At 42.3% G+C, this 14,389-nt stretch carries 13 protein-coding genes; 5 read left to right on the plus strand and 8 right to left on the minus strand.

Going from position 1 to position 14,389, the window contains the following annotated elements:
• The first annotated feature begins 42 nt into the window (after window positions 1–42).
• Window positions 43–1,683 carry a response regulator gene (locus GTW09_RS00945; protein WP_163109286.1) on the plus strand — a complete coding sequence of 547 codons (1,641 nt, stop codon included), beginning with the start codon at window positions 43–45 and terminating at the stop codon, window positions 1,681–1,683.
• A 30-nt stretch (window positions 1,684–1,713) separates the two neighbouring features.
• Here GTW09_RS00945 and GTW09_RS00950 read toward each other — a convergent pair whose 3' ends face one another.
• Window positions 1,714–2,556 carry a DUF6279 family lipoprotein gene (locus GTW09_RS00950; RefSeq protein WP_163109288.1) on the minus strand — a complete coding sequence of 281 codons (843 nt, stop codon included), beginning with the start codon at window positions 2,554–2,556 and terminating at the stop codon, window positions 1,714–1,716.
• Window positions 2,557–2,708: 152 nt separating this feature from the next.
• Between GTW09_RS00950 and GTW09_RS00955 the strand changes: the two genes are divergently transcribed.
• Window positions 2,709–3,707 (plus strand): ATP-dependent 6-phosphofructokinase, encoded by a 999-nt coding sequence (locus GTW09_RS00955; protein ID WP_163109290.1) that lies wholly within the window; start codon window positions 2,709–2,711, stop codon window positions 3,705–3,707.
• Window positions 3,708–3,897: 190 nt separating this feature from the next.
• Here the strand turns inward: GTW09_RS00955 and GTW09_RS00960 are convergent, their stop codons facing one another.
• The 4 genes from GTW09_RS00960 to GTW09_RS00975 all read right to left on the minus strand — a co-directional run bounded on the left by GTW09_RS00960 (window position 3,898) and on the right by GTW09_RS00975 (window position 7,134).
• Complete coding sequence (locus tag GTW09_RS00960) at window positions 3,898–4,725, minus strand: LytR/AlgR family response regulator transcription factor (protein ID WP_071979721.1); 828 nt, start codon at window positions 4,723–4,725, stop codon at window positions 3,898–3,900.
• Window position 4,726: 1 nt separating this feature from the next.
• A complete protein-coding gene (locus tag GTW09_RS00965; protein ID WP_163109292.1) occupies window positions 4,727–5,800 on the minus strand; it encodes a sensor histidine kinase in 1,074 nt (357 codons plus the stop codon).
• A 136-nt stretch (window positions 5,801–5,936) separates the two neighbouring features.
• A complete protein-coding gene (locus GTW09_RS00970; protein ID WP_071979723.1) occupies window positions 5,937–6,398 on the minus strand; it encodes an Mpo1 family 2-hydroxy fatty acid dioxygenase in 462 nt (153 codons plus the stop codon).
• Between the two features lie 61 nt (window positions 6,399–6,459).
• The gene (locus GTW09_RS00975) at window positions 6,460–7,134 is read right to left on the minus strand and encodes a PilZ domain-containing protein (protein ID WP_163109294.1); all 675 of its coding nucleotides are present in this window, start codon (window positions 7,132–7,134) and stop codon (window positions 6,460–6,462) included.
• A gap of 200 nt (window positions 7,135–7,334) precedes the next feature.
• Between GTW09_RS00975 and GTW09_RS00980 the strand changes: the two genes are divergently transcribed.
• Window positions 7,335–9,152, plus strand: coding sequence for a M61 family metallopeptidase (locus tag GTW09_RS00980; RefSeq protein ID WP_163109296.1), 1,818 nt, complete (start codon window positions 7,335–7,337; stop codon window positions 9,150–9,152).
• A 95-nt stretch (window positions 9,153–9,247) separates the two neighbouring features.
• Here the strand turns inward: GTW09_RS00980 and GTW09_RS00985 are convergent, their stop codons facing one another.
• From GTW09_RS00985 to GTW09_RS00995, 3 genes are all read right to left on the minus strand, one after another.
• Window positions 9,248–10,180: a M23 family metallopeptidase gene (locus GTW09_RS00985; RefSeq protein ID WP_239059234.1), complete on the minus strand. Its 933-nt coding sequence runs from the start codon at window positions 10,178–10,180 to the stop codon at window positions 9,248–9,250.
• Between the two features lie 122 nt (window positions 10,181–10,302).
• Window positions 10,303–11,178 carry a 6-carboxytetrahydropterin synthase gene (locus tag GTW09_RS00990; protein WP_163109298.1) on the minus strand — a complete coding sequence of 292 codons (876 nt, stop codon included), beginning with the start codon at window positions 11,176–11,178 and terminating at the stop codon, window positions 10,303–10,305.
• A 65-nt stretch (window positions 11,179–11,243) separates the two neighbouring features.
• The gene (locus GTW09_RS00995; RefSeq protein WP_163109300.1) at window positions 11,244–12,374 is read right to left on the minus strand and encodes a nucleoid-associated protein; all 1,131 of its coding nucleotides are present in this window, start codon (window positions 12,372–12,374) and stop codon (window positions 11,244–11,246) included.
• Between the two features lie 159 nt (window positions 12,375–12,533).
• Here GTW09_RS00995 and GTW09_RS01000 point away from each other — a divergent pair, with 159 nt between their 5' ends.
• Both GTW09_RS01000 and GTW09_RS01005 read left to right on the plus strand, forming a co-directional pair.
• A complete protein-coding gene (locus tag GTW09_RS01000; protein ID WP_071981257.1) occupies window positions 12,534–12,749 on the plus strand; it encodes a YejL family protein in 216 nt (71 codons plus the stop codon).
• 12 nt (window positions 12,750–12,761) lie between these two features.
• Window positions 12,762–14,282, plus strand: a complete 1,521-nt coding sequence (locus tag GTW09_RS01005) for a DUF3413 domain-containing protein (protein WP_163109302.1) — start codon at window positions 12,762–12,764, stop codon at window positions 14,280–14,282.
• Window positions 14,283–14,389 lie beyond the last annotated feature (107 nt).

A 14,389-nucleotide genomic window follows, 5' to 3' on the forward strand; every position in this document is an offset into this window, starting at 1 on the left:
CCATCATGAATAGGAAGCGTTCTATCAGTTATCGAGGGTGCAGTGAAATACACTGACAAAAAAGTATTGATCGTTGAGGATCAACGACCGTTTCTGCTTATGCTCAAGGGGCTATTGCAGTCGATGGGCGCTAGCGACATTGTCACTAAATCTAGCGCAGAACACGCTATATCGGCGGCAAAAAAAACAAAATTTGATATTATTGTGTGTGATCTGCATTTAGGAGCAGAGAACAAAAATGGTTATGAATTGGTCGAGGAACTTCGCGTTAAACGATTGATCAAAGCCACATCCGTTTTTGTCTTAATTAGCGCAGACAGTAGCCGCTCTATGGTGTTGGGCTCAATTGAGCGACGCCCAGACGACTTTCTTGTTAAACCCTTTTCACAGGTTCAGCTAAAAAGTCGTATAGGCAGAGCGTGGCAAAGAAGACAGTTTTTGCAGTCTGCTTACGAGTTAATCGATCAGAACAAACTTGTAGATGCGCTCGAGGTTTTGCACAACCTGTATGAGAAACCCTCTCACTACAAAGGGCATTGTCAGCAGCTTCTGGTAGACGTATTCCTGCGTACGGGTGACTACAAAAAAGCATTAGCGATTTTGTCGCCATTTATAAACGGCAAGCCTGTAGTCTGGGCTCAAGTTGCCTTAGGTAATACTTATATTCAGTGTCAGGAATATGAAAAAGCAATTTCAGTGGCTCGAAAAATACTAAAGAAAAATAGATTCAGTGCAGACGCAAACGATATCTTGGCGCTGGCAAACCAAGGCTTAAAAAACCAAGAAACCGCACTGGATGCTATTAAAGAGGCTATCAAACTATCCCCCTTTTCTCTGTCTCGTCACCTTACCGCTTGTGAAATAGCGCAACAAAATGCTGACTACATAACGGCTTCTCAATCGTCTCAGGCAATTTGGAATTTATCAAAACGCACCGTCCATAAAAAAAGTTTGTATTGGTGTGCATTTATCCGTAGCTTGCTGGATGTTGCTGAAAATACCAATGAGAAGAAACAGCGAAATAAATATCAGCAAGAAGCCCTGCTCACATTACAGCGTGGTAAGTTTGATGAGCATTTGTTCAAAATGGACCGAAATTTTGACGTCGATATATTTAGTAATATCGTTAATGCGCGAGTAAGCGCCATCGATGGAAAGTTGATAGACGCTAAAATGCACCTCGTGAATTCTCAGGTAGCGATTGAAGAAAAGTATGATGACCCTCCAACGGCGTATCTACCAGACAGTATCAACGTCATGTATTCACTTGGAGAGTTTGATGACGCCATAGCACTGTGTAAAGTCGTTGAACTGAGAAAAGATGAACTCGATAAAAACAGTGCTTCAATGTTGGCTAAAGAGGCGGAAAAAGCAAAAAGTAATTTGGCAAACTATCAGCAATTTAACCGAGAAGGCATTGACCATTATCAACAACATGTTTACGAGCGCGCAAAAGCTTCATTTGCATTAGCTCAAAACTATGCACCTGTTAATATTGGTGTTGCCCTTAATTTACTGCAATGCTTACTTCAGTTATATAAAAGTAAAGACCAAGCAGACGTTCAAATGGAGACAGAATGTAAGCGGCTTTACAAACTCCTTGATAATATTCCGTTGAAAAATGCCTACAGCGAAAAATACGCCAACCTTCGTGACGAACTTTCTGTTTATATTGGGCTTTAGGGCGTTTACCTCCCTGCTGCTAGCGACTCGCTATTTCTGAAAATTGCTAACGATGGTAATGAACTCATCGATATTTTCTATTAGCGTTTCTTTTTGCTCAGCAGAGAGTGTTGTTGCAATTTCTGCTATAAGCGTGGCGGCCACTTGCATATTATGTGCGCTGGCTCGCTGATATGATTCACTTCTATAATCATCTGGGTTTTGCATCAAATAGGTTAAATCTTTTACGAAATTGGGATTAGTCGACTTTGTGACGAAAAGCCGTCTTGCAGCATTTTGAATATTGCGTCGATATTCAAGCCACTCGTTTGATGTTGAAACAAATTGCGTGTTGTAAGTGGCGATAATTTGAGTCTGTTCGTTGGTGAGATCGCCAATACGCTCTTCCACATTTTCAATCATACTTTCCATTCGTTTCTCCAGCCGCTCTTCCTGTGACTGTTGCAGAAATTCATCTCGTTCCTCTTCTTCTTCTTTGTTGTCTTTTTCTAGCGTGGCAAACAGAGAAACAATTTGCTGCTCTGTCAAATCAGTGGATAGTTCTGCCAACTCAGGGCTTATTTCACTTCTCACCCTTTCCCAATGCCCTCGAATGTCATTCATGTGAGCGTAAACAGTTTCGTAGTTGAGCTGATCATTCTTAACTTGCTGTTTTAGCGTCGTTAGTTGTTTTCTATAGCGTTCCAATTCACTTTGTTTATGCCAACGAAGCCAGTTTGACAAATAGTCATCGAACCTTTCTTCCTGTTCGTCGTTCAGCTCAATATAGTCATCTAAATACCAATACACCCACCAATCAAGGTTGTTATAAGCAAGCTTTGAACTGCATGCAGTGAGAGATAAAAAAAGAAACAGGACAGTGACCAAGCGCATCGTTAGAACCCTTTACAATGAAAATACAGCAGAACTTATTCTTTATAGACAGCAATTATGAAAAAAGTGCAGTTTAATAATACTTTACCTTCCATCATGCATGATCTACTTTGCATAATATAAGAACGCCATAAACACAGAAGGATTATATTGTGTCAAAACGTGTCGCAGTTTTAACCTCCGGTGGCGACGCCCCCGGTATGAATGCATGTATACGCGCTATTGTTATTGCGTGTCAAAAATCAGGCTACGAACCCATTGGCTATCTCCACGGATATAACGGGCTGTTAAATCAAGAGTTTGTCTCACTTTCCTTAGACTCGACACATAATTTAATACAGCAAGGAGGCACGATACTTCATAGCGCTCGTTGCAAAGAATTTACTGAGGAAGCTGGCGTTAAGAAAGCAGCGGCGAATTTAGTTGAGGCAGGAATAGACGCATTATTGGTTATCGGCGGTGATGGTTCATTTAAAGGCGCAACCTATTTAAGTGACTACTTTCACGGACAAATCATTGGTATCCCGGGCACGATAGACAATGATATAGCGGGAACCGATGCCACTATCGGGTATTACACCGCCATCGACACCGCAATGAGTTCTATTGATAAGGTTCGTGACACAGCCGATGCTTTTGAACGAATTTTTTTAGTTGAAGTGATGGGCAGACATGCGGGATTTCTTGCGTTAAATGCTGCGCTTTCCTCTGCAGCAGATTATGTAATTTTACCTGAACATTTTGAATCTACCGACGCCGAATTAAAAAATATTATCACGCAAATTCATGCGCAAAGGCGTTTAAAAGGCTCTGTCAGTTTTATTGTCGTAGTAGCAGAAAATGTATGGCCAAAAGGACTTCCCGCGCTAACAGAAGCGTTAAATGAGGCAGGTATCACCGATGTCAGGCCACTTACTCTTGGTCACGTTCAGCGAGGCGGAGCACCGGTCAGTAGCGATAGGTTGCTGGCTACCACATTAGGGGAATTTGCCGTCAGCCTTGTAGGAACCTCTAGCAATAATGTAATGGTTGGTGAGGTAAACAGCCATCCGGTCACGGTTCCGTTAGATAAAACAAGTGATAGTAAGCCGCTAAATAGTGCACAGGTTGCGTTGATGAAGACAATAATGAACGAACGATATGATTGCTAGTAAACGGCCCAAAAAGAAAAATAGCAGGGAAAAATAGCGGAAAATAGATGCGGCAACCCCCTAATAACGAAGGGCGTCTATTGTGCCGCATATGATGAGGCACTTTGATCATTTCTATTAAAAACTCGACGTGATCAAAGTGCTGGATTACAACACTGAATAACTACACTGAATTAAAACAGCTGCCTTTTTACATTTTCATCGCTGCTTTTACTTTATCTCTATGGCTGCGACTTACTTTAAGCTCTGTATCGTTCTGTAAGATTAAGTGGTATTCACCGCTTATATGGCTTACGAGCTTCTTCACATATCGAATGTTTGCTATGGCTGAACGATGCACTCGCACAAAAAACTGTGGGTTAAGCTCTTGCTCTAGTTCCTTCATCGTTTTTCGCATTATATGCATGCCATCTAGAGCATGAACGCACATGTAGTCGCCTGCCGCATCAATCCATTGAATATCTTGAACGTTAACACGGGTAACTTCAGACCCATCTTTTATGGCTAGAACATCCGGATAGGGATTTGTCTCAACAGGCTCACCATTTGCAAGCTTTCGCAATATTTCCTCACAATCGTCACCGGTGAGTTCTGCAACCAGGCTTACCAGTTTTTGCGATTGCTCATCTTGGTGAGCGGTTGAGGTATAGTCACGCACCTTATCAAGCGCCGCTGCTAATCTTTCATCGTCGGCAGGCTTTAATAGATAATCTAACGCGTGAACGTCAAACGCTTTAATAGCATAACTGTCGTAGGCAGTAACGAAAACAATCATTGGAATAGGTTGCTTCAACTCTCGAAGTTTATGAATAACCTGAAATCCGTTTAGACCCGGCATTTGGATATCTAGAAACACCAAATCTGGACGGTGTTGCGAAATACTACTCACCGCTTCAAGGCCATTCTGGCATTCTGCCACTACCTGTACATCTTTGTGTCGCTCTAGCCTAGCTCGAAGTCCCCTGCGAGCTAGAGGCTCATCATCCACTACTATGGTTTTAATCATTTGGTTGGTCATTTCATACGTCCTTTACTTCGTAGGGAATACGAATTCTAACTCTAACCCCTGAGGGCTGGTTATGCTCAATAGAAAATGCAAAGTTGCGTTGGTAAAGCGATTGAAGGCGCTCTTTTATATTAACAAGCCCCACCCCATTTTTTCTGCTGAGCTGGCCTTCTTTAATGTCGGCTCCTGGGCCATTATCCGCCACATCCATTAACAAATCGTTGCCAAATGTGCGCGCGGTGATGGCTATTTGACCGCCGTTTTCCATTTTTGAGATGGCGTGCTTAATAGCGTTTTCAATAATGGGCTGTAAAATCATACTTGGTACCAGCGCCGACTCGCATTTGCTATCAATGTCCCACACAACTTCTAACCGATCATCAAATCTCACTTTCTCTATCTCAAGATAAAGACGGAGGGCCTTAATTTCTTGTCCAAGGGGGACACGTTTAATAGGATCATTATCAAGAGAATAGCGTAAGAAGTTGCTCAATTTAGAGACCATTGCTTCTGCGGTATCATTTTCTTTCAATAGTATCAGCGTAGATATCGCGTTTAACGTATTGAAAAGAAAGTGAGGATTTAATTGGTAGCGCAGCATTTTTATATGCGCTTGGTGCGCCATAGTGCTTGCTTTAAGGGCATTCTGCTTTTCTTTCTGCAGCATCTGAAAGTTTTTAATGCCAAAATAAACGCCGCTCCAGCATCCCACCATAATTAGGGAATTAATTGTGTTGGTAAAATACATGTACCATTCGTCTGGTCGGTAACCGTGCTTATATATTTCCCAGTAGTTAATATTTTTTACTACCGCCCATACTAGCGCGACAACGTAGCATGACGCGACCACTATGAGGATCATATTCAACACAGAACGTTTACGAGCCCAGCGATAAACGTAGCGCAGCGGTATCGTCAGTAACCAACCTGCATAGGCATTTAACATGATGATGAAAACCCATATCGGCCTTACATCATGCAGAAATGACCCTATATAGTAAATGAGAGCAAAACCAGCCCAGCCTGCGCTGTGCAAAGTCCAGAATAAACGCTCATTACTTTCTATTACACGCTGAAAGCGACTCAAACTAACACCAACTTATATTCACCAATGTTTTAGCTTAAACCCAAATTATACGCTTGGAATTAAACGACCCAAGCGTCTTGGTCGTGTTGGTAGTGCGTCTGGTCGCAGAGGTAATCTTTAAATATCACAACCTGTATTAGTAACTAATATTCATGCGCTTGAGCCAATGTACCCACCACCATGCTGGGCCCACCAGAAGAAAGCGAAGATCTTCGAGAAACGAAGGCTTTTTTCCTTCAATTTTATGGCCAACAAACTGCAAAATCCACATGGCCACAAATAATACAAGACTAAATTTCCATACAGATATATTGAAATAAACCAACAAGTTGACGACGCCAAAACAAACAATAGTCAACAGGGTCATAGCTGCGCCTATCGGACCAGAGAGTAGAAAATAATAATACAATATCGGAATGGCGATAATGTGGGCCCAAGTGATATTGAAGTGAGAAATGAATTCGGGAGTTGGGATACTCCACAATAGTCCAAGGGTAACCAAATAGATACTGGGTACCGCTATGGCGTGAATAAGCACATTAACTTTATTTTGGTGACTTTCACCGTACTGTAAAAGTAGCCTTTCAATACTTCTCATTTGCCGTTACCTCTTATTATTTATTAGCAAAAAACTATATATCTAAACTTCAACCTACAAGCTAAGATATCAGAGTATGCCGCGCGAGTAACTCTCCTATCATTGCATCGTCTGTCGAGAACTTCATTCCGTAATAAACCACTTTGTTGTCTAATTTATGGTTTTTTATGACCGCCTTTATTTCAACAGGTTTGCCATCGAGCATATAAATTAACGTCACCTCGGTACCATCAATTAAAACCGGATAATTAGGCTTTATTTGAAGCCCTACTTTACAACCTTGTTTTGATAGGTCTACGATGATGCCTTGAGCGTTCTCTTTACACTCATAAACGTCAGATTTGATATCAATCGCCACACCGGGTTGAGAACGTTGTGACGCTCGAAGACCAATGCGTTCAACGCGCATTGGGAAACTAGTAATTAATATACCCGAAGGGTTGGCTAAAAGTTTTAAAACTTTAACACGATAGGCAATAACCTGCCCTGTATTGCCTTCAACAATGGAGCGTACAACAATGGTGTTATCTATGGTTAACGCGTCTCTTATGGTAATCCATTTTGACGATGTTGGAATGTAGAACATCATACAATCATTGGCTCTCATTCCCATAAATTCGGTTTTTACCCTTTTTGAAGCCGCGGGCATAGTTATTTCCAAATCTACAATCCCACCTGGCCTCAACGCTTCTAGCGCCTCAATATCTTCTTGGCTGATTCTATTCTCTTTAATCATACGTACGCTTTTCTAAGTAGCCCTATCATATTTACATTAACCCAATTTTTTCGTTTACAGCCAATCAATGTTGCCCTAAAAAGGTGTAACGTTGAGATCTAGTACGTCTTGCCAACGCCCTATTTGCAAGATAAACGACACCATTGTTGTCTTAGTTATAGTACACTTGAGCGCAACTATGTGAATAAATTGAGAATTTTATGCCGAACGATATACTAAAGTACACTCTTTGCCTTTCTCAATGGCAAGCTCACCAATTCAAAGTGAGTTTGAACGTGCCCGCGCATCATTCAGAAACGCTTACGCTGTCTTTGCCAAGTTGGATACCAGGAAGCTATATGGTGCGTGACTTTGCAAAAAATATTGTTTCGCTATCGGCACAAGAAGCAACCAGCGCATCACCACTCACTATAGAAAAAGTGGACAAGCAAACATGGACATTACACACTAACGGAAAGCCTTGCTCAATAGACTATACGATTTATGCAAATGATCTTTCAATACGCTCTGCTTTTATCAATCATGAGTACGCTTTTATCAATGGTACCAGTGCGTTTCTAGAAGTTGAGGGCTTTGTAAATACCGAACATCAACTCGACGTATCCTTACCCATCGCTGACGAATCCATTTCTCAATGGCGTGCTTACACATCAATGGAAGCGAGAGCATCGTCTGCGTTAGAAAGTGGCGGTAGCGAGCGTAAATGGAGCTATCAAGCACCTTGTTACGCAGATTTTATCGACCACCCTATTTTTATAGGCATAGCAGATACTCATGAGTTTGAGATAAATGGAGTAAACTTTACGCTGCTGTTTTCTGGTAACAACAATATTGATTACCCAAGGATTGCAAAGGATCTTGCCCCAATCTGCCAACACCACTTAGATCTATTCGGCCAGCCCTACCCGGTCAAAAATTATCTGTTTATGACACTGCTTGCAGACAATGGGTTTGGTGGTTTAGAGCATAAGCACTCAACAGCCCTTCTTTACCCTAGGTTCGATTTACCTTTAGTAGGTGATAGCGCTGAAATGACTGAGAGTTATATTACCTTTTTGAGTCTATGCAGCCATGAATTTTTTCATACTTGGCACGTAAAGCGAATCAAGCCTGATGTAATGGTAAATCCGAATTTAGCTCAAGAAAATTATACGAACCAATTATGGATATATGAGGGCTTTACCAGTTTTTACGACGACGTAACGCTTGCCCGGGTAGGCACTGTGCCGGCGCAGAAATATCTCGATATCGTAGCGCAGAACGTGAGTCGACTTCTACAAAATGCTGGCAGGCACAAGCAGAGCGCAGCAGAAAGTAGCTTTGACGCTTGGACTAAGTTTTACAAACAGGATGCTAGTGCAACAAATAATATTGTTAGTTATTACACGAAAGGCGGCATTATTGCGTTTGGTCTAGACTTGATATTGCGGGAACGCTCTAACAACACCGTGTGTTTGGACGACCTAATGCGACTTTTATGGGAGCATTACGGCAAGGATGAAACCGGCACGCCCGATAATGTAATCCATCACCTTTGCCTCAATTACCTCAATATTGACGTAAGTGATTATTTAAATAACGTTGTTTATCATACAAATGATGTTGAACTAGATAAATTGATTGCGGCTATAGGTGTTTCGCTACACACTCGGGCAAAAGTATCCCAAGACGATAAAGGTGGTTTAACCGCTCTGACACCAATAAAACGTCAATTTGGTGCAACGCTAAAACCTGCTTCATTGGGCTTAACCGTTGTACAAGTATTCGAAGGGTTAGCCGCAATGAAGGCCGGTATTCTGCTCAATGACACCGTCATTGCAATAGACGGACATGTGGTCAATCAGAGTAAGCTTCAACGGCTTTTAGATACCAGTGAAAATGCCAGTGTAACTGTAGCTGTAATAAGAGACGGAAAACTTATTCATCTTGACTTACCGCTAATGGACGCACGAGAAGACATGGCGTTTTTCAATATTAATGACGCTGATAAATTTGAGAAGTGGTTAGGCAGGGCTTAGCAGCGCTTGCAATGTTTAACTGTGTTTAACTGTGTTTAAATGTGTTTAGCCTTGTTTTGCGCCTTTTATGCGAAAGGCGCAATTGCACTGAACGGTTAATCGTCAGGGTTTCCAGAAACTACCGTTTGCGGGTCTAAGCGCATTTTCCCCAGATTAATCCTCCAATCTAGATGCGGGCCTGTCGCTCGTCCCGTTGCACCTATGGTGCCTATTTGCTCCCCTTTCTTAACATAATCACCCACGTTAACCGTCATGGTGTCGAGGTGGAGAAAGGTCGAGAACACTTGCATGCCATGGTCTAGGATCAGCGTATTCCCTGAATAATATAAATCATCGGCTAGCGTTACCACACCATCAACAGGTGCAAAAACCGGTGTTCCCGTGGGCGCACCTACATCAACACCGTAGTGAGGCCATTTCGGCACGCCATTTAATATACGCTGACTACCGTAAACGCCTGTAATCGGGCCCTTTGCGGGCCATTCAAAGCGCGTAAATAGAGCATCTAAGTCGCTACTGTTACCTCGCGCTTTTGCTACATTGCGATTGTCTTTATTAATACGCGCAGTGACTGATGCAGGAGGGGTGACCATTTTGGGCTCTAAACCGTCGATACGCTGAATGTCATATTCCCGCTCTTCCAATGTTATTTCGCGTGTTATTACACTGCCTTTGGCGGTCTTTACCGTTAGCACGTGGTTTAGTTTTGCATCCCTTGCAAATCCAACAACAAATTTTCCGTCTTTATTTACGGCGACGGGTTGCTCATTAAGCAGTACGGTAGAACCCTTGGGAACCTCACCTCTCAGAAGCGCACCTTGGGTGAACTTGCCATTTAATTTGAGTGGCGAGGTGGCCTGTGTTGAATTAGGGGCGTTCTCATCGACTAATTGGCTAGCGGATGCATCGCTTATCGCAACTACGCTAAGTAGCATAGCGGCAGCTAACGACCCTAGAACACCGCTAAACCGTGCATTTTTGAAAATAATGCACGGTATAAAAGAATTATTAACCATCATATTCAACATCTCGCATCCCTACTATAGCTTTTACCTTGAAACGCAAATACGTAAACTTTTCAAAGCGTTAACAAGTTACGCATAACCAAAATAAGTAATAAATAACGAATAACTTTTAACTCTTAACAGCTTTAACCACTTACAATAGCGCCTTTTCCTACGCCCTCATAAGCAATGACTCGGCACTCGCCATTAGGTGATTTTTTCTTTTGTTCTTGTAATAAGTATTGTGCTAAACACTCTACTGTCGAGTCAGTTTCGATGACTTCGCATATCGATTTAGGGATAACTAGCTCGAAATAGCCTTGCGAAGCTTCATAAGCAAAGCAATAGTAGTCTTCTGGCACATCAACGCTACCAGAAAGTTTTCTCTCGCTATAACGGATTTCATCCTCAAGGGTCGCCACATAAATGTCTTCCCAGCGTTCAGCCCAATAGCGCTGACTTTCTTCGCAAATTTCGCCATTAATATAAATATCAATTCGAGAACGATGACCGTGGGCAATACGCTGACAATTGCCGTCGTGTTTTTTAAGACCGTGGGTATAGTGATAAAAAGGAGATTCAATGACCTCTGTTCTCAAATGAAGCGTTAGGTTGTCTACATTTTCAGGCAGGTGGGTAGCGAGCACCTCTTTTAAATACACCCCCACAGATTCCATGGTGATTACGTCGGAATAGAGAATGGCGTAAGCTTCTGCTGGGCAGTAAAGCATTATTTTCTCGCCGTTTTCACGAGTAAAACGCACTTCAACTTGTTCACTGTCTTCGTCGTGAATAACCTCAGAGCCCCGGTACTCTGCGGGTACAAGAAGCTTATGATCGACATATTCATCTATCAATCTTTTAAGATTTTTTTTCACATGCCCAAAATCTTGAACCATACTTTCTTCGTTCAGTTCGCCGTCTAGGACTACATCGACAATCCAACTTTCTCCCACCATACCGCGTTTTGGGCAAAGGTAAGAGAAGTCCATCACCGTCAAATCATTTACAAATAATTGCATAACACCCTTTGATCGAGTTTATATTCTGTCGTTAGTATACTTTTTTTATTAATGAAACGCAGTCTTTAGTCCATTGAGGATTGGCGATTCAACTGGTCTTTTAAGTTCGGTGGAATACCGCGAATGGTAAGTGTATCCGTAGCTGGATCGTAAAAAACTCTATCGCCCATGAGCTTTCTTTCAAAGCTTACCGATACGCCACCACCTTGGCCGGTAAATTTTGCTAGCTGTTTTAATGCCGCGGGATCCGGTTGAATCTCTTTCTCTAACGGATTTTCCAAAGAGTCTGTGAATGCCGCAAAATTGTTCTTTGTCTCATCATTGCTCGGTAAACGGTTAGCTAACTCGTCCACGGAAAGTGTTTCTCCGGCATCAATTTTTTCTTTAAAATAATTTTTCACTTCTTCACGGTGTTGATGCTGCTCTTGTGGATCGAGGGACTCACTAGCCAAATAGGCATCTACAGAGGAAATGAGCTGTTTATTTTGCTGTTTTACATCTACGAGTTCTTCGCAACCCACAAATTGCATGAAGAAATCTGAGACTTTCCGGCCCATTCTTCCTTTAATAAAGCTTACGTAACGCTGTTGTTCTGGCTGTACGTCCAACTGCGTTAGGTCAAAACGAACAGCAAGTTGCATTTTTGCTAAGTCGAGATGCTCTCGTGACGACAAGTCGAGAGAGTTAGTTACCTCAACGTGAGAACGAGTATTCAGTAATGCAATCATAAGGTATTGGGTTGCTAGGAACTCATATTGACAGAATATAAGAAAACCCGTCTCTACCGTTCCTGTATCGACTAAGGTTTTAACTAAGCGATTGGTGGCGTCTAGCGAGAAATCATGAAATGCATTTTCCACATTGTCGCCCCCAGCCTTATGTGCTGACAGGTATTTCTTAAGGCCCTCAGCAAAACCGGAAACATCGTGTGTAGAAGGAGTGTCACTTTGACCATCACTCGATTCAGTCTTCTCGCCGTCATCTGAAGGTTGGACACTTGAGATGCTTGGCGCTTCAGATACAAAATGTCCTACGCCTTTACCCGGCTTAGCATTAAAACTGTGATTTATTTGGTGAGCCAAAGACTCAATTTCTGGGGTAACCGCGAGACATTTATCTCTGGGGACCGCCTCTATTTTCTCTTCTTTATTGACGATTAAACGGTGAACGACAAAGTGGTGAATCAGTGCACTCATAATTTATCGGGTGTCCTGTTGCTTAAAAAGTGTATGAAATGCCCAAAGAATTAAGGGTTTTTAGAATGAATGATTGTACTCACCCAAACAACGATTATAATCATTTTACGAGTAAAACCATTCTTTTTATCAAAGAAAACTTTAAAAAGAGGCGTAGCAATGCCCCAAACAAGCCGTTACAGCAACGACGAATTCGAAGCGCTTATGAACAAGGTAATATTAACACTTGAGGAAAGCGGTGCAAATCGCGATCTTTCCCTCATGGTGTTAGGAAATGTTATTACCCATATTCTCAATACCCAAGTAAAACCAGAAAGTCGTGAAGCAATGGCATCTCAATTTGCCGACGTTTTGAAAAAAAGTGTCAAAGCATAAAAAGGTAGTTTCATGATCCTTGCCGAATCTCCCCGCCGCCAGCGTGTTACCAAACTTGTAAACTGGGGGCACTGGTTTGCGCTTGCGAATATTATTATCGCTATAGTTATTGCCTCTATATTTGTATTTTCATCGCCAATGCCAGGGACAGGTGTCGGTACAATTTATTTGCTGGCAAATTGGTTTGGTCACATCGGATTTATGACGTTCTTCGGATTTGTCATATTTATACTTCCGCTCTGCTACCTGGTTTCAAATTCAAGAATAATAAAGGCTAGTGCATCTGTTATTGCAGCTGTGGGCTTGGCCCTACTGGCTTTCGACGCGCTCTTGTTCAACCGTACAGGTTTCCATATTAGTTTTCACGCTGCAGACCTGTTACGAAGCGAAGCGCAATCTCAAATTACCATAGAAAATTGGCAACAGTGGGGATTCCTATTTCTGCTTTTCGTTGTTTGGCTTGGTTTCCAACTGGTGTTAGCCAATGCTATCTACAAACGGGTGGAGCGCTTTACGCGCTATAAGATTGGTGTGCCGGTAACTACATTTTTTGTAGCATGCTTTGTGACCAGTCACGCTGTTCATGTATGGGCAGATGCAAAACTCTATCAACCCATTATAAAGCAGGACAATATGTTCCCGCTCTCCTATCCTGCCACTGCTAAAACCACTATGTCGCGGTATGGCTTACTAGATCTTGCGGCATACGAAGAGCGTAAACAACTTCAGTTTAACCCTGAATTTCATAGCACGACTTATCCTGCGCAGCCAGTTTACTGTTCGGTAGATACGAGTGAAAACTTAACTGTTATCGTGCAAACTGATGACGCCGAAATTGACAATTTGAACACCAAACTAGACCTCAATCGATTTGATAACTATTACTCTACGGCGAGTAATCTTAAAGGGTTAATGACGACAGCGTTGTTCGGCGTTCCTGAAATATATCAGGATGCACTGTCTGAAAAGCGGCCCGTTTTGTTAGCGCTGCCTTTAGGCTCTGGCATGCCTGTGTCGGTTTACAGTGATGTGTCATTACCTATGTCTCAACTGTCTGGTTATGTAAAGAAAGACGCTAGCGAAAGTGACGGGCTGAATATTGCCTTTATAAAAGGTGAAGACATAGCGCAGTACACTGCAAGAGCCCTTGAGCGCGAGCATAAGGTTATTGTTGCAACAGGCTATGGAAGCGCGACGGGTAAAGGCACCCTGTTTAGCAATTTTTCGTTAGATGCTGACATTGCAAGTACTGAAGATCTGGCGCCAACGATCCTCAATGCACTAGGTTGTAATGCTCCTATTACCTTTTATTCTACTGGTCAAAATTTACTGTCACCTGCTCGCCCTTGGTTGGTGAGTACTTCAGGAGAGCGAATTGTCGTTATTCACGACAATAAGCGTACAGACGTACTGAGTAACGGTAGCTATGAAATTACAGAAATTAGCACTGGCAAACGAAGTAATGATGCTTTAAACGTTGACTTACTAAGCCAAGCAATTAAGCACTTGTCGCGGTTTTCTACCCAAAATTGATTGCAAAAGAAGCCTTTATTGGCGTTTGAGCGTGTCAACGCTTAGGCGCCTAGGCTGTGCTTTCGATGCTTTTTTGCATCAACAGATGAAATTATCACACTCTCTTT

It is taken from the genome of Alteromonas hispanica (genome assembly GCF_010500915.1).
In the GTDB taxonomy this organism is placed as follows: domain Bacteria; phylum Pseudomonadota; class Gammaproteobacteria; order Enterobacterales; family Alteromonadaceae; genus Alteromonas; species Alteromonas hispanica.